This is a genomic window from Burkholderia sp. 4M9327F10 (assembly GCF_005503145.1).
In the GTDB taxonomy this organism is placed as follows: Bacteria; Pseudomonadota; Gammaproteobacteria; order Burkholderiales; family Burkholderiaceae; genus Paraburkholderia.
Map to the genome: position 1 here is coordinate 25,579 of NZ_SCNV01000008.1, position 19,454 is coordinate 45,032.

21 protein-coding genes are annotated in these 19,454 nt (G+C 65.1%); 5 read left to right on the forward strand and 16 right to left on the reverse strand.

Annotation, left to right across the window (positions count from 1 at the left end):
* Nucleotides 1-117: 117 nt before the first annotated feature.
* Nucleotides 118-1,941 carry a methyl-accepting chemotaxis protein gene (locus tag FFS45_RS10660; RefSeq protein WP_137954604.1) on the forward strand — a complete coding sequence of 608 codons (1,824 nt, stop codon included), beginning with the start codon at nucleotides 118-120 and terminating at the stop codon, nucleotides 1,939-1,941.
* Between the two features lie 146 nt (nucleotides 1,942-2,087).
* Here the strand turns inward: FFS45_RS10660 and lipA are convergent, their stop codons facing one another.
* From lipA to FFS45_RS10675, 3 genes are all read right to left on the reverse strand, one after another.
* Nucleotides 2,088-3,086 (reverse strand): lipoyl synthase, encoded by a 999-nt coding sequence (lipA, locus tag FFS45_RS10665; protein WP_137954605.1) that lies wholly within the window; start codon nucleotides 3,084-3,086, stop codon nucleotides 2,088-2,090.
* 13 nt (nucleotides 3,087-3,099) lie between these two features.
* Complete coding sequence (gene lipB, locus FFS45_RS10670; RefSeq protein WP_137954606.1) at nucleotides 3,100-3,819, reverse strand: lipoyl(octanoyl) transferase LipB; 720 nt, start codon at nucleotides 3,817-3,819, stop codon at nucleotides 3,100-3,102.
* 137 nt (nucleotides 3,820-3,956) lie between these two features.
* Nucleotides 3,957-4,283, reverse strand: coding sequence for a DUF2917 domain-containing protein (locus FFS45_RS10675; RefSeq protein WP_137954607.1), 327 nt, complete (start codon nucleotides 4,281-4,283; stop codon nucleotides 3,957-3,959).
* Between the two features lie 98 nt (nucleotides 4,284-4,381).
* Here FFS45_RS10675 and FFS45_RS10680 point away from each other — a divergent pair, with 98 nt between their 5' ends.
* Entirely contained in the window at nucleotides 4,382-5,338 is a 957-nt protein-coding gene (locus FFS45_RS10680) for a transcriptional regulator GcvA (RefSeq protein WP_137954608.1), read from the forward strand.
* Between the two features lie 62 nt (nucleotides 5,339-5,400).
* On the opposite strand, the gene FFS45_RS10685 is transcribed toward FFS45_RS10680, so the two are convergent.
* The 8 genes from FFS45_RS10685 to FFS45_RS10720 form a co-directional block, all read right to left on the reverse strand.
* Nucleotides 5,401-5,670 carry a DUF493 family protein gene (locus FFS45_RS10685; protein WP_137954609.1) on the reverse strand — a complete coding sequence of 90 codons (270 nt, stop codon included), beginning with the start codon at nucleotides 5,668-5,670 and terminating at the stop codon, nucleotides 5,401-5,403.
* Between the two features lie 81 nt (nucleotides 5,671-5,751).
* A complete protein-coding gene (locus tag FFS45_RS10690) occupies nucleotides 5,752-6,987 on the reverse strand; it encodes a D-alanyl-D-alanine carboxypeptidase family protein (RefSeq protein WP_137954610.1) in 1,236 nt (411 codons plus the stop codon).
* A gap of 324 nt (nucleotides 6,988-7,311) precedes the next feature.
* Nucleotides 7,312-7,956: an alpha/beta hydrolase gene (locus tag FFS45_RS10695; RefSeq protein WP_137954611.1), complete on the reverse strand. Its 645-nt coding sequence runs from the start codon at nucleotides 7,954-7,956 to the stop codon at nucleotides 7,312-7,314.
* 8 nt (nucleotides 7,957-7,964) lie between these two features.
* A complete protein-coding gene (locus tag FFS45_RS10700; protein WP_137954612.1) occupies nucleotides 7,965-8,288 on the reverse strand; it encodes a (2Fe-2S) ferredoxin domain-containing protein in 324 nt (107 codons plus the stop codon).
* A gap of 107 nt (nucleotides 8,289-8,395) precedes the next feature.
* Nucleotides 8,396-8,953 carry an ABC-type transport auxiliary lipoprotein family protein gene (locus FFS45_RS10705; RefSeq protein WP_249362757.1) on the reverse strand — a complete coding sequence of 186 codons (558 nt, stop codon included), beginning with the start codon at nucleotides 8,951-8,953 and terminating at the stop codon, nucleotides 8,396-8,398.
* Nucleotides 8,954-9,085: 132 nt separating this feature from the next.
* A complete protein-coding gene (locus FFS45_RS10710) occupies nucleotides 9,086-10,048 on the reverse strand; it encodes an MlaD family protein (RefSeq protein WP_137954614.1) in 963 nt (320 codons plus the stop codon).
* A 16-nt stretch (nucleotides 10,049-10,064) separates the two neighbouring features.
* Nucleotides 10,065-10,943 (reverse strand): ATP-binding cassette domain-containing protein, encoded by an 879-nt coding sequence (locus tag FFS45_RS10715; RefSeq protein WP_137954615.1) that lies wholly within the window; start codon nucleotides 10,941-10,943, stop codon nucleotides 10,065-10,067.
* On the reverse strand, nucleotides 10,940-12,073 hold the full coding sequence (locus FFS45_RS10720) for an ABC transporter permease (protein ID WP_137954616.1): 1,134 nt from the start codon (nucleotides 12,071-12,073) through the stop codon (nucleotides 10,940-10,942). Before FFS45_RS10720 ends, FFS45_RS10715 begins: the two co-directional genes overlap by 4 nt.
* A gap of 117 nt (nucleotides 12,074-12,190) precedes the next feature.
* Here FFS45_RS10720 and FFS45_RS10725 point away from each other — a divergent pair, with 117 nt between their 5' ends.
* The 3 genes from FFS45_RS10725 to FFS45_RS10735 are packed head-to-tail and all read left to right on the forward strand — an operon-like array spanning nucleotide 12,191 to nucleotide 14,240.
* Nucleotides 12,191-13,096, forward strand: coding sequence for a biotin--[acetyl-CoA-carboxylase] ligase (locus tag FFS45_RS10725; protein ID WP_137954617.1), 906 nt, complete (start codon nucleotides 12,191-12,193; stop codon nucleotides 13,094-13,096).
* Complete coding sequence (locus tag FFS45_RS10730) at nucleotides 13,093-13,953, forward strand: type III pantothenate kinase (protein WP_137954618.1); 861 nt, start codon at nucleotides 13,093-13,095, stop codon at nucleotides 13,951-13,953. Before FFS45_RS10725 ends, FFS45_RS10730 begins: the two co-directional genes overlap by 4 nt.
* Nucleotides 13,954-14,000: 47 nt before the next feature.
* Nucleotides 14,001-14,240, forward strand: coding sequence for a hypothetical protein (locus tag FFS45_RS10735; protein WP_137954619.1), 240 nt, complete (start codon nucleotides 14,001-14,003; stop codon nucleotides 14,238-14,240).
* A 90-nt stretch (nucleotides 14,241-14,330) separates the two neighbouring features.
* Here the strand turns inward: FFS45_RS10735 and rfaE2 are convergent, their stop codons facing one another.
* The 5 genes from rfaE2 to FFS45_RS10760 form a co-directional block, all read right to left on the reverse strand.
* Nucleotides 14,331-14,813 (reverse strand): D-glycero-beta-D-manno-heptose 1-phosphate adenylyltransferase, encoded by a 483-nt coding sequence (gene rfaE2, locus FFS45_RS10740; RefSeq protein WP_137954620.1) that lies wholly within the window; start codon nucleotides 14,811-14,813, stop codon nucleotides 14,331-14,333.
* A 143-nt stretch (nucleotides 14,814-14,956) separates the two neighbouring features.
* Nucleotides 14,957-15,829, reverse strand: a complete 873-nt coding sequence (locus FFS45_RS10745) for a ferritin-like domain-containing protein (protein ID WP_137954621.1) — start codon at nucleotides 15,827-15,829, stop codon at nucleotides 14,957-14,959.
* A 446-nt stretch (nucleotides 15,830-16,275) separates the two neighbouring features.
* Nucleotides 16,276-17,499, reverse strand: coding sequence for a patatin-like phospholipase family protein (locus FFS45_RS10750; RefSeq protein WP_137954622.1), 1,224 nt, complete (start codon nucleotides 17,497-17,499; stop codon nucleotides 16,276-16,278).
* 49 nt (nucleotides 17,500-17,548) lie between these two features.
* On the reverse strand, nucleotides 17,549-18,376 hold the full coding sequence (locus FFS45_RS10755; RefSeq protein WP_137954623.1) for a PhaM family polyhydroxyalkanoate granule multifunctional regulatory protein: 828 nt from the start codon (nucleotides 18,374-18,376) through the stop codon (nucleotides 17,549-17,551).
* Nucleotides 18,377-18,506: 130 nt separating this feature from the next.
* On the reverse strand, nucleotides 18,507-19,397 hold the full coding sequence (locus FFS45_RS10760; protein WP_137954624.1) for an enoyl-CoA hydratase/isomerase family protein: 891 nt from the start codon (nucleotides 19,395-19,397) through the stop codon (nucleotides 18,507-18,509).
* Between the last annotated feature and the right edge of the window lie 57 nt (nucleotides 19,398-19,454).

A 19,454-nucleotide genomic window follows, 5' to 3' on the forward strand; every position in this document is an offset into this window, starting at 1 on the left:
CACATCTGAAGATGAAGTACGACGGCAATATGCGGGGTATGGGCGTTTCAGCACTGCATGACACAAGCAGGTCATGCCGCCCATGAACAACAAATGACCACATAAACGGACCAAGAAATGTCTTCATCGATTCGCACGCGGATTCTCGTCACGTGTGTCGCAATCCTCGTGACCGCGCTCGCGGTGACTGGCGGCCTGATCTACTACGTAGTGAAAACCGACAACGATCGAACCGTCGGAGAAAACCTCAAATCCATTTCCACGGGTCACGCACTAGCCATCGACGAATGGGTCGCCGGGCGCGCCGCGATCGTCCAGTCGCTCGCCGATACCTTGCCGGTCGGTGAAGGCGATCCTGTACCGGCCCTGCGCCTGCTCGCGAAGTCAGGTGGCTTCCAGGTCACGACGCTGGGTTTGCCTGATAAAACAGCGTATACCTCGGCTACGACGCCGCTCGCTCCCGGCTACGATCCCACAGGCCGTCCCTGGTACAAGCAGGCCGTTGCGGCAGGCAAACTGGTCGTGACAAAACCCTACGCCGACGTAGCGACCGGCAAACCGGTGGTTTCCTTCGCCGTACCGGTGCTGCGCGACGGCACGCTCAAGGGCGTGATCGCCGCGAGCGTGTTCCTGGACGGCGTAAGCTCGGTTGTGACCGCGGTCCACCCCACCCCCGCCAGCTTCGCCTTCCTCGTCGACCAGAGCGCGCACCTGGTGGCGGTTCCGAAGAGTGAGCTGATCCTCAAGCCGGCCACCGACCTCTCGCCCGACCTGACCAGCGACGCGCTCGGCGCCTTGCAGGACTCCGCTGAACCGATCCCGGCCAAGGTCGACGGCGCGACCAAGCTGCTGCACGCGGAGAAGATTCCGGGCACCGACTGGAGCCTCGTGATCGCGCTCGACAAGTCCGATGTGACCGCCGGTATGCGCGCCGTAGCCACGACCACGGTGATCGCGCTGATCCTCGTGGCGCTGATTGCCGGTGTGCTGGTCGGCGCGCTGACGAACACGGCGTTCCGCCGCGTGCTGGTGGTGCGCGATGCGCTGAACGACGTCAGTTCGGGCAGCGGCGATCTCTCGAAGCGGCTGCCCGCAACCGGCGACGACGAAGCGGCGCAGATTGCGCGGGCCTTCAATACGTTCACCGAAAAGATCAATGCGATCCTGATGCAGATTCGCGAGAGCAGCAAATCGGTGAACCATGCCAGCGCGGAAATCGCACAAGGCAATCTCGATCTGTCGAGCCGCACCGAACACGCCGCGTCGAGCCTGCAGGAAACGGCTGCCGCGCTCGAGGAGTTGACCGGCACCGCGCGCAACTCGGCGGACGCGGCCAGCCAGGTCAACCGTCTTGCCGAATCCGCTTCGACCGTGGCGGTGCGCGGCGGTCACGTGGTCACGGAAGTGGTGACGATGATGAACGAGATTACCCAGGCTTCGCGGGAAATCGCCAACATCATTGGCGTGATCGACGGCATTGCGTTCCAGACCAATATTCTTGCCCTCAACGCGGCGGTCGAAGCCGCGCGTGCCAACGAACACGGCCGCGGTTTCGCGGTGGTGGCCGGCGAAGTGCGCGCACTGGCGCAAAGCAGCGCGCAGGCCGCCAAGGAGATCAAGCAGTTGATCAACTCGTCGGTGGAAAAGATCGAGGCCGGCTCCGATCTCGTGCAGACCGCCGGCAAGACCATGGAGGAAATCGTCGAAGGCGTGCGCAACATCACGAGCGTGATCGGCGAGATCAGCGTCGCGACCTCCGAGCAGAGCACCGGGCTCGGTCAGGTCAATCAGGCGCTTTCGCAACTGGATAATGTGACGCAGCAGAACGCCGCGCTGGTCGAGCAATCCGCTGCGGCGGCGAATCTGCTGAAGGAAGAGGCCGCTACGCTGGCGCAAAGCGTGGGCACGTTCAGGTTGTCGGAGCAACGCGTGGCCGCATAGCAGCAGCCCGCTGCCGATTTCATCAAGCAAAAGCCCGCACAAGCGGGCTTTTGTCTTTCAGCGGAATACTGCGTTTCGAGTGGCTCAAGTGGCCACTTAAGGTGGCAACTTCAGGCAGCCACTTCAGGCAGCCCCTTAAAGCAGGCTCAAACCACACCGGCGCCGTGCGCCTGCAGATCGGCGTGATAGCTCGAGCGCACCATCGCACCCACAGCCGCGTGCGTGAAGCCCATCTTGTAGGCTTCTTCCTCGTACATCTTGAAGGTATCCGGATGCACGTACGAGCGAACCGGCAGGTGGTGCTCCGACGGTTGCAGGTACTGGCCGATCGTCAGCATGTCCACATCGTGCTCGCGCAGGTCGCGCATCACCTGCAGGATTTCTTCTTCCGTCTCGCCAAGACCGACCATCAGGCCCGACTTGGTAGCGACGTCCGGATGCAGCGCCTTGAAGTCCTTCAGCAGCTTCAGCGAATGCGCGTAGTCCGAACCCGGGCGCGCTTCCTTGTACAGACGCGGCACCGTTTCGAGGTTGTGGTTCATCACATCGGGCGGAGCGGCGTTCAGAATGCCGAGCGCGCGGTCCAGACGGCCGCGGAAATCCGGCGTCAGGATCTCGATGCGCGTTTCCGGCGACAGCTCGCGCGTCTGGCGAATGCACTCCACGAAGTGCGCGGCGCCGCCGTCGCGCAGATCGTCACGGTCCACGCTGGTGATCACCACGTACTTGAGCTTCAGCGCTGCGATCGTGCGGGCCAGATTGCCCGGCTCATCGACATCCAGCGGATCAGGACGGCCGTGGCCGACGTCGCAGAACGGGCAGCGGCGCGTGCACTTGTCGCCCATGATCATGAAAGTCGCGGTGCCCTTGCCGAAGCACTCGCCGATGTTCGGGCAGCTCGCTTCTTCACAGACGGTATGCAGGTTGTGCTCGCGCAGGATCTGCTTGATCTCGTAGAAACGCGAATTGCCAGTGGCCGCCTTCACGCGAATCCAGTCTGGCTTCTTCAGCTTTTCGATCGGGATGATCTTGATCGGAATGCGCGCGGTCTTGGCTTGCGCCTTCTGCTTGGCCGTAGCGTCATAGGCAGCGGGTGAGGCTTCAGGGGCGGCAGCGCCGGCGAGGTTCGCGGTAGCGTCAGTCATTCGTTCGATCCAGTCAGGCGGTCACGACACCGGCCTGCGGTTGGGCGACGGCCGCGGGCGTGCCGTCGATGTTTGCAGTGAGGCATGCAGCAAAGGTCCGGGCGACTTCGTCCCAGCCGGCGGCGACGCCGAGCGTCGCCATATCGACGGTTTCGAGTCCCGCGTACCCGCATGGGTTGATGGCCAGAAACGGCCGCAGATCCATCTTCACGTTCAGGCTGACACCGTGATAGCTGCAGCTGTTGCGGATTTTCAGGCCCAGTGCGCCGATCTTGGCGCCGGCATGCGGCCCCACATCCGGACCGGGCGCCACGTAGATGCCAGGGGCGCCCGCCTTGCGTTCTCCGGCGAGATTATACGCCGCGAGCGTGTCGATCACGGCCTGCTCGATCCGCGTGACCAGCTCGCGCACCATCAGCTTGCGGCGGCGCAGGTCGAGCAGCAGGTAGGCGACCACCTGTCCGGGCCCGTGGTAGGTGATCTGCCCGCCACGGTCCACCTTGACGAGCGGAATGCCGCTGTCGGCGGATAGCAGATGCGCCGGGTTGCCGGCCTGGCCAAGGGTGAAGACAGGGGGATGTTCGACCAGCCAGATTTCGTCGGCCGTATCGGCGCCGCGGGCGTCCGTGAAGACGCGCATGCCCTCGAAGCTGGTTTCGTAGGATTCGAGACCGCGCCAGCGCAACGTTAGCTGGGGGGAAGGTGAAGGCGGGGAAGCCGGCGTAGCACACATAATGCCCACAGTTTACCGAAATACCGGGATGCCCGCCCGCCCCCTTGCAACGCCGGGCATCCCGTTCCTAGCGACGGCGGCTCCGTTGCCGCTCAGTTTCAGCTCAGTTGACGCCCAACTACCGCTCAAGCAGCGCCTCAGACGGTGCGCCAGCCGTCCCGCAGGCGCAGGCCAAGCCTGTCGCCAAGCCGTACCAGCCAGTCGAGCGCGCGAACATGTGCACGTGCCGGGACGGCGAACGCCACCCGCGCCTCGGGGCCGCCTTCGACGCTCAGCCAGAGCCGCTCGCCACGCCGCAGGCGCAGCGTGTGGCCCGGCTCCAGCCAATAGTCCTCGGTGTCGTCGCTACGCGTGACCCACACGGCGCCGCAGCTCACCGTCAGCCGCGTGCTGCGCGCAATGTTCATCGGAACCGTCTCACCGGCCCTGATCTCGAAGGTAATGCTAGAGGAAATTTCTCGCATGATGACCTCGCCAAAAATCGTTTCATGGCTACAATCGTAGGCGTAGCAAGGGTTTACGCAAAACGATCAATTTTCACCGTTATGTGAGAAAAATTGCGATGGACCTTCGACAACTCCCGGCGCTCAACGCCATCAAGGCCTTCGAAGCCGCCGCCCGTCACGAAAGCTTCTCGCGGGCCGCGGACGAACTGTTTGTCACGCACGGCGCCGTCAGCCATCAGATCCGGGCGCTCGAGGCGGAATTGGGGGCAAAGCTCTTTGCCCGCGACGGCAAGCGGGTGCGCCTGACTGAGATCGGCCGCCGTTACGCCGCCCAGGTGCGCAGCGCCTTGACGGCGCTCGCGGAGGCCACCCGTGAGATCCGCGCCGGCGACCGCGAGCGGCGCCTCGTGGTGTCGATGCTGTCGTCGTTCGCGGCGCGCTGGGTGACGCCGCGTCTCGGCAGTTTTATCGAAGCCCATCCGCAATGGGATCTCGAGCTGCTGTCCACCAATTCGCTGACCGATTTCGCCCGCGACGACGTCGATGCGGCGATTCGCTTCGGCTACGGCAAATATCCGGGCCTGCACGCCGAGCTGCTGCTCGAAGAGATCTTCTTCCCGGCCTGCTCGCCCAATTTCAACGGCGGCAAGCTGCCGAAAGTCCCGGCCGACCTCGCCAAAGCGCCGCTCCTGCGCTCCGACGACGAACTGTGGCGCCCCTGGTTCGACGCCGCCGGCCTCGCCGACTGGCCCGAGCCCAAGCGCGGCGTGCTGTATCAGGATTCGTCGAACCTGCTGCAGGCGGCCATCGACGGCCAAGGGATTGCGCTGACGCGCCGCTCGCTCGCCATGCACGAGATCGCCGCCGGGCGCCTCGTGCGGCTATTCGACGTGGATGGCCCTAGCCCGTGGCAGTACTACTTCATCTGCCCGCCGCAAAGCATGCAGGCGGAAAGAGTGCGGGCGTTTCGGGATTGGGTGTTCGAGGAGGTGGGACAGTTCAAGCAGCTCTTTGACCAGGCTTGTGCGGCCGGGCCGCAGACCGCGGCGGACGCCTTGCAGGTCGCGCCGTAAACCGGTGACAGAGGAAAACTCAAACTCAAGGCAAACCGGGGCGCAAGACGCCCCGCCGCCGTTCACAGCACGACTTTCACCATCGGATGCCCGGTGAGGGCGCGATAGATGTCGTCAAGGTGCGCGCGGCTCGTCGCCCGCACCGTCACCGTCAGGCCGGTGTAATTGCCGCCGCTCGACGGCCGGGTCTCGACGCGTGAGGCGTCGACATTCGCGTCGAACTGCTTGACCACCGTCACGATGGTTTCGGCAAACTCGGGATGCGACTTGCCCATCACCTTGATCGGAAAATCGCAGGGAAACTCGAACAACGAGTCATTGTCGGGTTGCATCTTTCACTCCTTCGCAACGGCTCCCGCAACATCGCTGCCGGAGCCGTCAGCAGACGCCAGCGCACTTGCGCGCGCCCGCGCTTACTTCTTCTTGTTGAACATCAGCATCAGCGAATCCCACACGCGGCCCACCACGCCGGCCTGCGGCACGGCCTGCAGCGCGACGATCGGGAATTGCGAGATCACCTTGCCATCCGACACCAGTTTCACCGTACCGACCTGCTGGCCGTCGGCGATCGGCGCGATCAGCGGGTCGATGTGCTCGATCTGCGGCTTGGCCTTGTCGGCCACACCCTTCGGCACCGTGATGTACTGATCGGCCTTCACGCCGATCTTGACCGTGTCTTCCGCACCCTTGTAGACGCGCGGCGTCTCGATCACCTGGCCGGCCTTGTACAGGCGCACCGTGTCGTACGCGCTGTAGCCGTAGTTCAGCATCTTCAGACTGTCTTCGACACGGTCGTGCTCTTTCACTTCACCCATCATCACCGAGACGAGACGGCGCGACACGTCCGACGAGCCCGGCAGCGGGCGCTTGGCGCTCGCGATCAGGCAGTAGCCGGCCGCCTGCGTATGGCCGGTCTTCAGGCCGTCGACGGTCGGATCGATCCACAGCAGGCGGTTGCGGTTCGGCTGCTTGATCTTGTTGTAGGTGAAGTCCTTGACCGAGAAGATGTTGTAGTAGTCAGGGTAGTCGCGAATCAGGCGCGCCGACAGGATCGCGAGGTCGCCCGCGCTCGTGTAGTGCTGCGGGTCGGGCATGCCGTTCACGTCGGCAGAATGCGTATGGGTCATGCCGAGGCGCTGCGCCTCGCTGTTCATCATGTTGACGAACTGCGACTCGCTGCCGCCGACCAGTTCGGCCAGCGCGATTGCCGCGTCGTTGCCCGACTGGATGATCATGCCGTAGACGAGATCATGCACCGACACCGGCTTGTTGGCCTCGATGAACATGCGCGATTCGTCCGTCTTGACGCGGCGCACCGCTTCGCTCGGGTTGACGATCTGCTCCATCGTGATCTTCTTCGTCTGCAGCGCTTCGAAGACCAGATAGGCGGTCATCAGCTTGGTGAGCGACGCCGGTTCGACGCGCTCATCGGCGTTGCCGGAGGCGAGCACCTGATTGCTGGTCGCGTCGACCAGCACCCACGAGCGCGCGTTCACCGCCGGCGGCGGCACCTGCGCGAACGCGGCCGTGCTCGCCAGCAGCGAGGCCGGCAGCAGCACGCCGAGCGTCACCGCGCGGTTGATGGCGCGGTTGACGGTATGGGGAACGAAGGACGGGAGTGACGAAAAGCCGGTGGTGGAAAAACGCATAGGATCGATTCGGGCAGAAATATGCATGGCGCCCAAAGGCGCGCAGTTTGGAAGAGCCGGTCGGCGAGCGCTGGCCGCGTAAAAGCAGCGCGGCGCCCGTTGGACTTCCGGCCACACGATCGGTTCGCGCAACGCGTCCATCATCCGACGCTGCCTTCATGCAGCGGCGCGCAACCGTGCGCCATTCAGCCGGATGGGCCACGCTGCGCCCAAAAAAGAGCGCTCATTATACGCGCGCCGCCGAGGTAACTTTGCGGGTAGCGTGTCGATAAATTTTCATTTGACGCATACCTGTACCCCGGAAAACGCGCGCGGCCCCTTTGCTCAACGCCAGGCGTCGACGATGATGCGCTTGAGAACGTGCAGTTTGCGGTGCAGAAAATGCTCGGCGCCGGGGATCACGACCACCGGCAATTCCTGCGGCCGAGCCCAGTCGTAGACCGATTGAATGGGGACCGTATCGTCGGTTTCACCGTGAATGACAAGCGTGTTTTCCGCCACGGGCGCCACTTCCCAGCGGCTCGCCGCGGTGCCGACAAACACCATCCGCTCGATCGCCTGCCCTTCTTCGACCAGCCGCGCGGCCACGTGCGAGAGCACGAACGTGCCGAACGAAAAGCCCGCGAGTACAAGGGGCAGATCGGCCTGGCCCGGCTGCGCCCGCATGTAATCGAGCACGGCGCGCAGGTCGTCGCGCTCGCCGATACCGGCGTCGTGCTCCCCCTCGGTCTTGCCCACGCCGCGGAAATTCGACCGATAGGTCACGTAATTCAACTGCGTGAGCGTGCGGACCAAAGTCACCGCGACCTTGTTGTCCATCGTGCCGCCGAACAGCGGATGCGGGTGCGCCACCAGCGCAATGCCGCGCGGGGCCGCGCCGTTTTCGCGCATGTCGTCGGGCAGATCGAGCGCAACTTCGATCTTGCCGACCGGCCCGTCGATCAGGAACTGTTTTGTATGACTGTTCATGGCGCCGCTTACTGATCGATTTTCAGACGCTCGACCACCTTGCCGTTCGCAAGATGCGATTCGACGATCTCGTCGATGTCGCTCTCGTCGACATAGGTGTACCACGTGCCTTCCGGGTAAATGACGATGGTTGGGCCTTCCTCGCAGCGGTCGAGGCAACCCGCCTTATTGATACGCACCTGGCCCGGACCGGCGAGGCCCAGTTGCTTCACGCGCTTTTTCGCGTGCTCCTGCATGGCCTGTGCATTGCAGTTGGCGCAGCTCGGGCGCTCTGCCCCCGGATCGCGCTGATTGAGACAGAAAAAAACGTGGTACTTGTAGAAAGAGTCCATGGTGTCCGGGGCGAGACTGAAAGGGGGAGCGGGATGGGCGCCGGCGGTTTCAAGCACCGCGGCGCGCCTGTAGTGCGACGATTATAGCGATGGGGCCCCGCACCCGCTCATTGCCCCGCGACCAGCGCCTGCACGCCGAGCCATGCGGAAATCTGCGCGACCAGATCGTCGCTTGCCGCGGCAAGCGCTTGCGCGCCACCGGCCGCATCCGACGACCTGGCCGGCGCGCGGGAAATGAAGGTGCGTTGCGCGATCACCTTGCCGCCCTGCGTCAGCGTCGCGCGCGCCGTGACCGAGCCGTGGCTTTCCGTCTGGCTGTCGAAAATCTGCTCGAACTCGTTCAGATCCACCTTCAGCACCGGTGCTCTCACACCGTCCGCGCCGGTCAGCACCGTGCCGCGCTGCGACAGCGCGTTGCGCAGGCGCTGGGTCAGGAGCGCGGCCGGCGCCATGGTCCAGTGGCTGTTCGCATAGGAAGCGGTCTGCTGCGCGTCCGCGTAGCTGAGGCGGTAGATCAGCTTGTCGGAATCGAGCGTTTCGGGGGCGGTCACATCCAGCACCTTGACGGCGGGCATCGGGCCCGCGGTCGCGGTCTGCGGCGCTGGGCCCAGGTCGTAGCGGATATCGGAAAGCGCCGAGGGCGTGCCTGCGCAGCCAGTCAGCATGCCGAACGTCAGCACGACCGCGAGAGCCGCGCCGGCGCTACACAAGCCGCGAAGCGGGCTTTGCACCTGCCTTTGGAGCGGTCGATAAAGCGGGCGATCAAACAAGCGGGTCATGACAATCATCCTTTCAAATCATTTTGCCGTGCGGGCTGCGGGCCAGGTAAAGCCTGGCTCGCCCGGACCTGGCGAAGACGGCGGCACACCGAACAGGACGCTGCGCGGACTGTTGCTGAAGACGTCTGCTGCGCGGTCCACCGAACGCATGGCGGAACGCACGTCGTCGGCAAGCGAATTGACCCGCGGCAATGTGTCGTACCCCACGCGCGCCGACAACTCCTGCAGCGTGGCGTTCATCGAGGTCAGCGCGTCGCCTGCCTGCTGCGCCGCCGTGCCGACCTTGTTCAGGTTGCTCTCGAACGGACCGTCCGGCCGGTTCAGGCCGGTAATCATCTGGTTGGTCGACGCCAGTGTGCGGTCGAGCTGGTCAAGCGTCTGCGGCAGCTTGGCGACTGCCGGCGCCACCTGCTTCGTCAACGACGTGACGCCGTCGGCGGCGTGCTGCAGGCTTGCCGCAGTACCCAGCAACTGGTCGCGCATTTCCGGCGACAGCACGTCGTTCACGTCGTCCGCGATCCGCTCCAGCTTGCGCAGCAGGACGTCGCCGCGCTGCTGCAACTGATCGAGCAGGCCCGGGTGCATCGGCAGTTGGGCCACATCCTTGAGCGACGACGGCAACGGCGTCGTATCGCGCCCCGTGTCGTCGAGCTGGATGAAGGCGATGCCCGTTACGCCCTGAAAACCGAGACTGCCGAAGGTCGAATGCGTGATCGGTGCGTGCTGGTCCACCAGAATCCGGATCAGGATCTGCCCGGGGTGCTCGCGGTCGAACTTGATCGACTGCACCTTGCCCACGTCGAGGCCGCGATAGCGCACCGCGGCATCCGTATACAAGCCGGTGACATTGGTGCGGGCAATCAGGTCATACGGCACGCGCACCGACCGGTCGACGTTGAACAGGAAGGCCGCCGCCGCAATCGCCACCAGCAGCACCACCGTGAAGAGCCCAGCCCAGAAGGCATGTGATTTGTTTTCCATTGTCAGGTTCCCTGGTTCACAGCGGCAATTCCGACGACGCCGGTTCGAGCGCCGCGGGCGGCAGCTTGGCGCGGCGCTCCGGCGGCAGCGCCTGTAACGCGCGGCGGCCACGCAGGCCGAGGAAGTACTCGCGAATAAACGGGTGGTCCACGCCCGCGGCCTCCTCCACCGGAGCCGCGACCAGCACCTTGCGGTCGGCCAGCACGGCGACGCGCGTCGAAAGCGCAACCATGGTGTCGAGATCGTGCGTCACCATCACGACGGTCAGGCCCAGCGCGCGATGCAGCGTGCTCACCAGTTCGACGAACTCGTCGGACGCTTGCGGATCGAGCCCCGCGGTCGGTTCGTCGAGAAACAGCAGCTCGGGTTCAAGGGCGATGGCGCGGGCAATGCCGACCCGCTTGATCATGCCACCCGAAAGCGCCGACGGCATCTTCGATGCATGCTTGCACGGCAAGCCGACCATTTCGAGCTTCAGCATCACGATCTCGCGCAGCAGATCGGCGGGGATCTTGCCGAGCTCGCGCAACGGCTGCGCGACGTTGTCGAACACCGAGAGCGAGGAGAACAGCGCGCCGCGCTGGAACAGCATGCCGGAGCGGCTGCGCATCAGCAGTGCGGTTTCCGGCGAGATGGTCGAGAGGTCTTCGCCGAACAGCTTGATGGTGCCCGACGAGGGCCTTTCGAGACCGAGAATCTGGCGCACCAGCGTGGTCTTGCCCGAGCCGGAGCCGCCGACAATCGACACAATCTCGCCGCGCCGCACTTCGAAGTTCAGGTGCTGATGGACGATATTGCGGCCGTAGCGCTTGGTCAGGTCGCGCACTTCGATCACCGGCTCGGCGATTGAAGGCAGGGGCTGGCCGCGGACGGCTTGTGTGAGCGGCGCGATCATCCGAGCCCCACGTTCTGGAACAGGATGGCGAACACGGCGTCGGCGAGAATCACAATCGTGATCGACGACACCACCGAGGTGGTCGTGCCCTCGCCGAGGCTCTGCGAATTCGCCTTGATGCGAAAGCCGAAATGGCAGCCGACAATGGCGATCAGCATGCCGAAGGCAATGCCCTTGCCGAGACCGATCCACAGATTGGCGACCGGCACCACGCTCGGCAACGCGCGGAAGAAATAGCCCATGTCGATGCCGAGCACCAGTTTGGCGGCGAGCGCGCCGCCGGTGAGTGCGACGACGTTGGTCCACATGACGAGCAGCGGCATCGCCACGCCGAGCGCGACGACGCGCGGCAGGATCAGCCGCAGGCCGTGCGGAATGCCCATCACGCGCATTGCATCGAGTTCCTCGGTGACGCGCATCACACCGATCTGCGCGGTGATCGCCGAGCCGGAGCGGCCCGCCACGAGGATCGCCGACAGCACCGGCCCCAGCTCGCGAATCACCGAGAGGCCGAGAATGTTGACGATGTACTGGTTCGCGCCGAACAGACGCAACTGCTGCGCCGACAGATAGCTCAGCACGATGCCGATCAGGAACGCCACCAGCGCGGTGATCGGCAGCGCCTTGGTGCCGGCGTTGTAGACGTTCGCGGAGATCTCGGTCCACGGCGTGATCTTCGGATTGCGTACGATGGCAAGCAGATCGAGCACGACGCGCCCGAACATCGCGATGCCACCATAAAGATGCTCGAAGAACGAGAACAGGGAAAGGCCGAGGCGGGTGAACGGATCGAGGCGCACCACCGTCTCGGGCGCCTCGCGCACAGAATCGAGCAGGGCGATGCGCTCGAATATGTCGCGCTGCGTGGCGTTCAGCTCGACCAGTTGGGCCGGCAGCTTGTGGCCCCAGACGCGCCATAGCGCCTGGCCGCCAACGTGGTCCATCCGCTCGATGCGCGACAGATCCCACTGCATGCCCTCGGCGCCGGTCAGCGAGCGCAGACGGGGCACCACCTTGCCGGTGGCGCGGTCGCGCGCGAGCGCAAGCGCCGTCCACTGGCCGGAGAGCCGGACGATCTTGCCTTGGCTGCCTGCCGCGACTTCAAGGCCGGGCGGAGTGTCGTAGTTCAAGGATCGCTGGATTCTGGTTATCGGATCAGGGGCCATTGTAACGAACGCGGCGCGAAGCAAGCGCGCTGCTTGACGCCGGATGGCTCGGGCGCACGCCCTGTCGCTACAATAGGCGGCATGAACGCCTCCAAGACCCCACCCCAAGCCGGCCCAACGGGCGACTGGCGCATCGACCGCGAGCGCGCCGTCGCGCTGTTCGGCGCTCACGCGCACGACTGGCCGATCGAAATCGTCGAGGAAACCGGCTCCACCAACGCCGACCTGATGGCGCGCGTCAAGGCGCTGCCACGCCGCTCGAATGCGCTGCCGCGGCCGATCGTGCGCGTGGCCTATCTGCAGACCGCCGGGCGCGGGCGGCGCGGCCGTACGTGGTACGCGGAACCCGGCAACGCGCTGCTGTTTTCGGTGGCCTGCGTGCTGCCACGGCCGCTCGAAGAACTTGCCGGCCTGAGCCTCGCGGTGGGCGTGGCGCTGGTCGACGGCCTGCGCTCGCTGCCGGTCGCGGGACCCGGCCAGATTGCCTTGAAGTGGCCCAACGACGTGCTGCTGGAAGGCGACAAGCTGGCCGGCATCCTGATCGAAACGGCCTGGAGCACGGACTATGCGAGCGCGGTGGTGATCGGCATCGGCACCAACGTGAAGGGTGCGGACGAACTCGCCGCCAAAGTTGGCGCGCTGAACGCCGGGGTGCCGCCGCAGGCTCGCGGTACTGTGCCGACCGCACTGTCGGCGGCACTACCCAATGCCAATCTGACCGATACACTCGCCGCCGAACTGAACGCGCTCGAACCGGCGCTGAAACGCTTCGGCGAGGACGGCTTCGAGCCGTTCCAGGCCCGCTGGAACGCCTGTCACGCTTACGCGGGCCGCGAAGTGGTGCTGCTGGAACAAGGGGTCGAGGTCGCGCGCGGCGTGGCGGCAGGCGTGGACGAAACCGGGCAGTTGCTGCTCGACACGCCCACGGGCCGCCAGGCGATCGCCACCGGCGACGTCTCGCTGCGTCTGGCCGACGGCACGGCATGAGCGGCGCGCCTTTTCTGCTGATCGACGCCGGTAATAGCCGCATCAAATGGGCGCTGGTGCAGGCGGACGGCACGCAGAGCCATGCTGGCGCGTGTGGACACGAGGGCCTTGACGACCCCGACTGGTCCGCCTTGCCGCGCCCTGCCAGCGCGTGGATTTCCAATGTGGCCGGCGCAGCCGTTGCGCAACGCCTTGCAGGCCTGCTCGACGCCCGCTGGCCCGGTCTGCCCCGCACGACGATTCGCGCCTGCAAGCAGCAATGCGGCGTGACCAACGGCTATACGACCCCTGACGCGCTCGGCAGCGACCGTTGGGCCGGGCTGATCGGCGCGCGTGCGGCCTTTCCGGGGGAGCCGCTGCTGATCGCGACCTTCGGCACCGCGACCACGCTGGAGGCGCTGCGCGCCGACGGCATGTTTGTCGGCGGACTGATCGCGCCCGGCTGGTCGCTGATGATGCGCTCGCTCGGCGAACATACAGCGCAATTGCCCACGCTCGACGCCAACGGGGCACGCGGCCTGCTCGCATCGGAGGCGCCTGGTGCAGATGCCAATGCTGCAGGCACGGCAGGAAACGGCCAGGCATCAAACGAAGCCAAACCCCGCGGCCCGTTCTTCGCGACCGACACGCCACGCTCGCTCTCCGCAGGTTGCGCACTGGCGCAAGCCGGCCTGATCGAGCGGATGTGGGCCGATCTGCAGGAGGCGTGGGCCGTACCAGTACGGCTTGTGGTGGGCGGCGGCGCCGCGAACGAAGTGACAGGTGCACTCAAAGTGCCGCATACTCGCCACGATTCGCTCGTGCTGTCGGGTCTCGCGCTGATTGCCGCCGCCGACGCGCCGGCCGGCGGCCGCTGAGCATCGCTATTGACGCACGCCGCACCCTTTAGACGGAGACTCCAACGATGCTGCGCTGGCTGATCGCCATTCTGTTTCTTGCCAACATGCTCGCGTTCGTGACGGTACGCGGCGTGTTCGGGCCGACACCCCTCGCGGGCGCGCGCGAGCCCAATCACCTGAATCGCCAGATTCATCCGGAAACGTTGAAGGTGCAGCCGGTATCGGCGGCCGAGGCGGCCGACCTCGCGGTAGTGGGTGGGCCGGCTCCGGCGCCGGCCATTTCGGCGTCGGAACTGCCGCAGTAAGCGGCTGGCCGCGGTGGCTGAACGCGGTGACGGACCGCACGCCTTGCCGCTGACGTGCCGGGACACCAGGACACCGGGACGTTTAAGCGCTCACCCTTGAGCGCGAACCTTCTTCAGCAACGCGGTCGTCGAGCGGTCGTGCTCGAACGGGATAGCCAGCGCACGGCCGCCCCAGCCTCGCACCAGCGCCGATTCCGGCAGCTTGTCCATATCGTAGTCGCCGCCTTTGACCAGCACGTCGGGGTGCAGCGCCTCAATCAGCGACACCGGCGTCTGCTCCTCGAAGCACACCACCCAGTCGACGCTTTCCAGCGCAGCCAGCAAGGCCATGCGGTCGGCTTCGCTGTTGATTGGCCGGTCGTCGCCCTTGCCGAGCCGGCGCACCGACGCGTCGCTATTCACTCCAACAATCAGGCACGCGCCCAGGGCTTTGGCATCGGCCAGATACGTGACGTGACCGCGGTGCAGGATGTCGAACACCCCATTCGTGAATACCACCGGCCCGTCGAGCGACGGACGCAGTTGAGCAAGGGCATCGCGGGTCGTGAACTTGCGTTCAAAAATGGCTGACATGGGGAATCGAAAAAAGAAAAATGGGAAACGGCCCGGCAGGTTTACACCTGTCGGGCCGCTTTTCACATGCTATATCGCACCTGATCTGCTCAGCCAGCGCCGGTTGTGCTTTACCGCCCAGCGCATGCCGGCACCCAAAGCCGTCAGGCCGGCTGCTCAGCCGATTTCTGATCCGCCTGCAGACGCGCGACAACTTCCTTGCGATAGCGGTTCAGTTCCTGAGCCGTATTGAAGGTGCGCTCGAACAGGATGGACAGGTTGTGCAGGATACGTTCGACCACCTTCTTTTCCCAGCCGTCGTCGAAACGGATCTGCTCGTCGAGCCAGCGTTCGAGCCATTCCGGATCCGGCAGGCGCGACTGGATCGTGTCACGCGGGAACAGCGCCTGGTTCACGTGCAGGTTGGTCGGGTGCAGCGGCTTTTCCGTGCGGCGCGCCGACGCCATCAGCACGCCGATCTTGGCGAATGCGGCACGCGCCACATCGCCGCAGTTGTTCATGGCCTTCTTCATGTAGCGCAGGTACGCACCGCCATGACGCGCTTCGTCGCGCGAGATGGTTTCGTAAATGGCCTTGATGACCGGTTCCGTGTGCCATTCAGCCGCACGGCGATACCAGTGGTTCAGGCGAATTTCACCGCAGAAGTGCAGCATCAGCGTTTCAAGCGGCGGCGCCGGGTCGAATTCGAAGCGCACGGCGTGCAGCTCTTCCTCGGTCGGGCACATTTCCGGCTTGAAGCGGCGCAGATACTCCATCAGCACCAGCGAGTGCTTTTGTTCTTCGAAGAACCACACGCTCATGAAGGCGGAGAAATCGCTGTCATGATGATTGTCGCGCAGGAACATTTCCGTTGCGGGCAACGCGGACCATTCGGTGATCGCGTTCATCTTGATCGTCTTGGCCTGTTCGTCGGTCAAGAGCGATGCATCGAACTGGTCCCAGGGAATGTCTTTCTCCATGTCCCATCGAACGGATTCGAGCGATTTATAAAGTTCCGGATAAAGCATGGTGTTCATAGTCCCACCCCTGATCTGCACATTGCGACGTCTGTTTGTGTCTATTGCTACGGTTGCTACCGGCGAACGAAACACGCGCGTTCGCAGGCCAAGCATTCAATTTTACGCGGGAATCGGCCGCTCAGATGCACCTTACGGCAAAGAAGTCCTTCGGCATTCGTGAGTTCGCGACTACCGAACTTTCACACCGAGCCGCTCTAACCGGCGGCGCTGCCGACTGCAAAGGCGGCGGCAAACGCCCGCCCACCGGAGAACAACAGGCGGCGGACTGGTTGTTTTCAGGCACGCCCAAGAGCCAGATAAAGCTTTCATCATGATAGCACGCTGCCCTGACGGCCCTACCTTACATAGGGTCACAAGAGCACAGCCTGTTGATCGAACTCAACAAGATAGCGGTCCTTCATGTTTTGCCTGTGACGAATCGTTAAATGCAAGGCGCGTGCCTCCTACCGCGGGTGATGCTGCGGCCCGGCGCCGTGATTGTCCTGATTGCCGTTCCTGCCCCTGCCGCCGTCGTCATTCCCCGCCCGGCCGAGCCATGCGGCAATCTTCTCGCGCTGCGCCAGCGCGTCACGGCGGCCGAGTTCGATCAGCTCGCGCGTGAACTCGCTTTCGAACAGCAAATAGCTCGCAAACGACGCCCCGGATGCCCGGTTGCCGCCCACAGCGCCTAGCAGGCCGCGCACCGTCAGGGGCAGACGCTGCAGATGGCGGGCCGCAATCAGTTCGATGCGCTCGCTCGGCGCGATAGCCAGCACGTCGATATGGCGCCAGCCGCTCTCCGGCTCGACCGCGTGCGGCAGGTGCAGCACCATCCGGTTGACGTGCTCGATGCGCTCGATATCGGCGCCGAGCGCATCGAGAAACACACTCGCCATCACCTGCTGGCCGATCTGCGCGAGCGACGGATACGCGTTGTCGTGTCCCGCCGCCGGCACCTCCGGGCGGGGCGCGGCGGCGCCGATCACGACGATGCGCTCCGCGCCGAAATGAATCGCCGGGCTGAGGGGAGCGATCTGGCGGATCGAGCCGTCGCCGAAATACTCGTGACGGCCATCGAGTTCCAGCGGCACGGCGGGAAACACATAGGGAATCGCCGAGGACGCAAGCAGGTGCGCAGGGGTCAGCTCGACCATCCGTGCGGTGCGCTGCGCACGCCGCCACGCCTGGATCGGCTCGCTCGCCTGATAAAAAGTCAAATGCTGTCCTGACGAATAGCTGAGGGCCGTGATGGACAGCGCATGCAGCGCGCGCGTATCGAGCATCTGGTCGATGCGGTGAAAACTGAGCGATTCGCGCAGCAGCCGCGCGAGCGGCGCATTGTCGAGCAGCGCACGCGGCGAACGGCGCGCCGCCCAGCCGAAGCTCATCGCAGCCAGCCAGCGCGCGCCGGCTCCGATCATGCCGGGCCAGTCGGTACGGTAGACATGATGCGCGTGCATTGCCGACCAGATCTTCACCAGCCGCTCGGCGCCACGCAAGAAATCGTCGGAGTGGCTCGCAATGGAGGTGGCGTTGATGGCACCGGCGGAGGTGCCGCAGATCACGCTGAAGGGCGACGCGCGGGAGCCTGGCGCCGCCTCGCGGGCGATTTCGGCGAGCGCCTGCAGCGCGCCCGCCTGATACGCGGCGCGGGCGCCACCGCCCATTAGCACCAGCGCGAGCCGCATGCCCTGGATACGCGTTGCATCACACGGCTTTGCATCGCACTCGGCCGCTTCACTCGGGTTGCGAAGGCGTCTTTTTGGCCGGGCGCGGCCGGCTCGCCGAAGCGCCCGCTGATCCCCCCGGCGCAGTGTCCGGTGCAGTATCCGCGGACTTGGCCGCAGGCGCGCGCCTCGCCGCCGGCTCCTTGGCCGAAGGCTTGTCCGCGGCAGATTTACCGGCAGCAGCGCCGGCTGGTGCGGCAGCGCCCGCAGCGCCCGCAGCGCCCGCAGCGCCCGCAGCGTCGGCAGCGGCCGCTGCTGCCGCGGGTTGCGCCATGGCGAACTGCGCAATCTGGTTGAACTGCGATTGCAGCAGATTCCACCAGGCCGAGGCATCGAAACCGGGGGCGTCGGCGCTACCGCCTGCCTGCGGCTCAGCGGCGCCCGCCGCCTCCGGGCGCGGCGCAGCCGCCGGTTCGGGACGCGATTTTTCGGCTGCCGCAGTGGCCGCACTCGCTGCGGCAGCCGCAGCGGCCGGTTGCGCCATCGACTGCTGCGCGAAAGCGCCGAACGCACGCAGCGTCGCGAGCGTGGCCCGCTGCACTTCGAGCGCCTGAATGGCCGACTGCAGCATGTTCAGATTCAGCTTGAGCCATTGCTCGACCGCTCGCATATCGGTGATGCGCTTGTCGAGTTCTTCGACGTTCGTCAGCGGCGCCATCATGTCGGACATCATCGACAGCGACGGTCCGAGGCCGTGCGCCGCGCCCGTCTGGGCGGCAGGAAAAGCCGAGCCGAACGGCGTGAGACGCATCATGCTCCACATGCGGTCCATCATTTCTCCCGGCGGAAAACCCGGGAAGCCGGGAAAGGGCGGCGTGGAGCCAGGTGTATCGGTCATGTTGTTCTCCTCGCAGCAGACAGGAATGGAATGCGCGCAACGCTACGCGCGTTTCATCCGATCATACCGCGCACAAAGCGGTTCTTACGTGACGTTGTGACGTGAGGTTCCCATACGAAGCCAACGCGCATCAGGCGGAATGCCCGCCGGGTCCGCCACGGCCCGGTGGATTGCCCTTGGCCGCGTCGGCGCCGCGAAAATCCGGTGCACGCCGCTCGCGCAGCGAGGTCACGCCTTCGCGCACATCGGGGCCGGCGAAGCCCATGAACTCGAGCGCGAGCGAGGTATCGAAGGCCGGCCCTGCCGAGCGCAGCCAGTTGTTCAAGGCGTACTTGGTCCAGCGAATCGCCGTCTGCGATCCGTGCGCGAGCTTTTCGGCCACTTCGAATGCTTTGGGCAACAGATCATGTTCGTCGACGGCCAGCGACACCAGGCCGATCCGCTCGGCCTCTTCGCCGCTCACCGGCTCGCACAGCAGCAGGTAGTACTTGGCCTTCGCCATGCCGCACAAGAGCGGCCACACGATCGCCGCATGGTCGCCCGCGGCAACGCCCAGGCGCGTGTGACCGTCGATGATGCGCGCGCTTCTGGTCGCAATCGAGATGTCGGCGAGCAGCCCCGCCACCAGCCCTGCGCCCACAGCCGGTCCATGCATGGCGGAGACGATCGGCTTGCTGCAGTTGATCACGTTGTAGACCAGGTCGCGCGCCTCGCGCCAGACGCGCGTGCGGACCTCGAAGTCGGTCGCCATCTGCTCGACCAGTTGCAGATCGCCGCCCGCGGAAAAGCCCTTGCCTTCGCCGCGAATCACGGCGACCCGCGTGTCCGGATCGCGGTCGATATCGCGCCAGATTTCGGCGAGCTCGTAGTGCATGCGCTCATCGGCTGTCGCGAGTCCGCTTTTGTTCGCGCCCTCCCCGCTCATGATGACTTCGAGGATGCCGTGCGCATGCCGCCGCAGACGCAGCGAACGGTAATGCGAGTAGAAGGCGGGGTCGTTGATCGGTGATTCGTGAGACATGATGGTCAGTCCGGTAGCTCGGATCGCATGGGATCGAGGCGTCAAGGTTGAACGCGA

What these genes read in the sequence shown, in the direction of transcription:
- lipB (WP_137954606.1), bottom strand. Translation starts at nt 3,819, where the DNA reads ATGTGTGCTACGCCGGCTTCCCCGCCTTCACCTTCCCCCCAGCTAACG.
- FFS45_RS10690 (WP_137954610.1), bottom strand. Translation starts at nt 6,987, where the DNA reads ATGCGTTTTTCCACCACCGGCTTTTCGTCACTCCCGTCCTTCGTTCCC.
- FFS45_RS10730 (WP_137954618.1), top strand. Translation starts at nt 13,093, where the DNA reads ATGAGCGGCGCGCCTTTTCTGCTGATCGACGCCGGTAATAGCCGCATC.
- FFS45_RS10675 (WP_137954607.1), bottom strand. Translation starts at nt 4,283, where the DNA reads ATGCGAGAAATTTCCTCTAGCATTACCTTCGAGATCAGGGCCGGTGAG.
- FFS45_RS10715 (WP_137954615.1), bottom strand. Translation starts at nt 10,943, where the DNA reads ATGATCGCGCCGCTCACACAAGCCGTCCGCGGCCAGCCCCTGCCTTCA.
- FFS45_RS10750 (WP_137954622.1), bottom strand. Translation starts at nt 17,499, where the DNA reads ATGCGGCTCGCGCTGGTGCTAATGGGCGGTGGCGCCCGCGCCGCGTAT.
- FFS45_RS10695 (WP_137954611.1), bottom strand. Translation starts at nt 7,956, where the DNA reads ATGAACAGTCATACAAAACAGTTCCTGATCGACGGGCCGGTCGGCAAG.
- FFS45_RS10725 (WP_137954617.1), top strand. Translation starts at nt 12,191, where the DNA reads ATGAACGCCTCCAAGACCCCACCCCAAGCCGGCCCAACGGGCGACTGG.
- FFS45_RS10660 (WP_137954604.1), top strand. Translation starts at nt 118, where the DNA reads ATGTCTTCATCGATTCGCACGCGGATTCTCGTCACGTGTGTCGCAATC.
- FFS45_RS10710 (WP_137954614.1), bottom strand. Translation starts at nt 10,048, where the DNA reads ATGGAAAACAAATCACATGCCTTCTGGGCTGGGCTCTTCACGGTGGTG.
- FFS45_RS10680 (WP_137954608.1), top strand. Translation starts at nt 4,382, where the DNA reads ATGGACCTTCGACAACTCCCGGCGCTCAACGCCATCAAGGCCTTCGAA.
- rfaE2 (WP_137954620.1), bottom strand. Translation starts at nt 14,813, where the DNA reads ATGTCAGCCATTTTTGAACGCAAGTTCACGACCCGCGATGCCCTTGCT.
- FFS45_RS10700 (WP_137954612.1), bottom strand. Translation starts at nt 8,288, where the DNA reads ATGGACTCTTTCTACAAGTACCACGTTTTTTTCTGTCTCAATCAGCGC.
- FFS45_RS10755 (WP_137954623.1), bottom strand. Translation starts at nt 18,376, where the DNA reads ATGACCGATACACCTGGCTCCACGCCGCCCTTTCCCGGCTTCCCGGGT.
- lipA (WP_137954605.1), bottom strand. Translation starts at nt 3,086, where the DNA reads ATGACTGACGCTACCGCGAACCTCGCCGGCGCTGCCGCCCCTGAAGCC.
- FFS45_RS10705 (WP_249362757.1), bottom strand. Translation starts at nt 8,953, where the DNA reads ATGCTGACTGGCTGCGCAGGCACGCCCTCGGCGCTTTCCGATATCCGC.
- FFS45_RS10745 (WP_137954621.1), bottom strand. Translation starts at nt 15,829, where the DNA reads ATGAACACCATGCTTTATCCGGAACTTTATAAATCGCTCGAATCCGTT.
- FFS45_RS10760 (WP_137954624.1), bottom strand. Translation starts at nt 19,397, where the DNA reads ATGTCTCACGAATCACCGATCAACGACCCCGCCTTCTACTCGCATTAC.
- FFS45_RS10735 (WP_137954619.1), top strand. Translation starts at nt 14,001, where the DNA reads ATGCTGCGCTGGCTGATCGCCATTCTGTTTCTTGCCAACATGCTCGCG.
- FFS45_RS10685 (WP_137954609.1), bottom strand. Translation starts at nt 5,670, where the DNA reads ATGCAACCCGACAATGACTCGTTGTTCGAGTTTCCCTGCGATTTTCCG.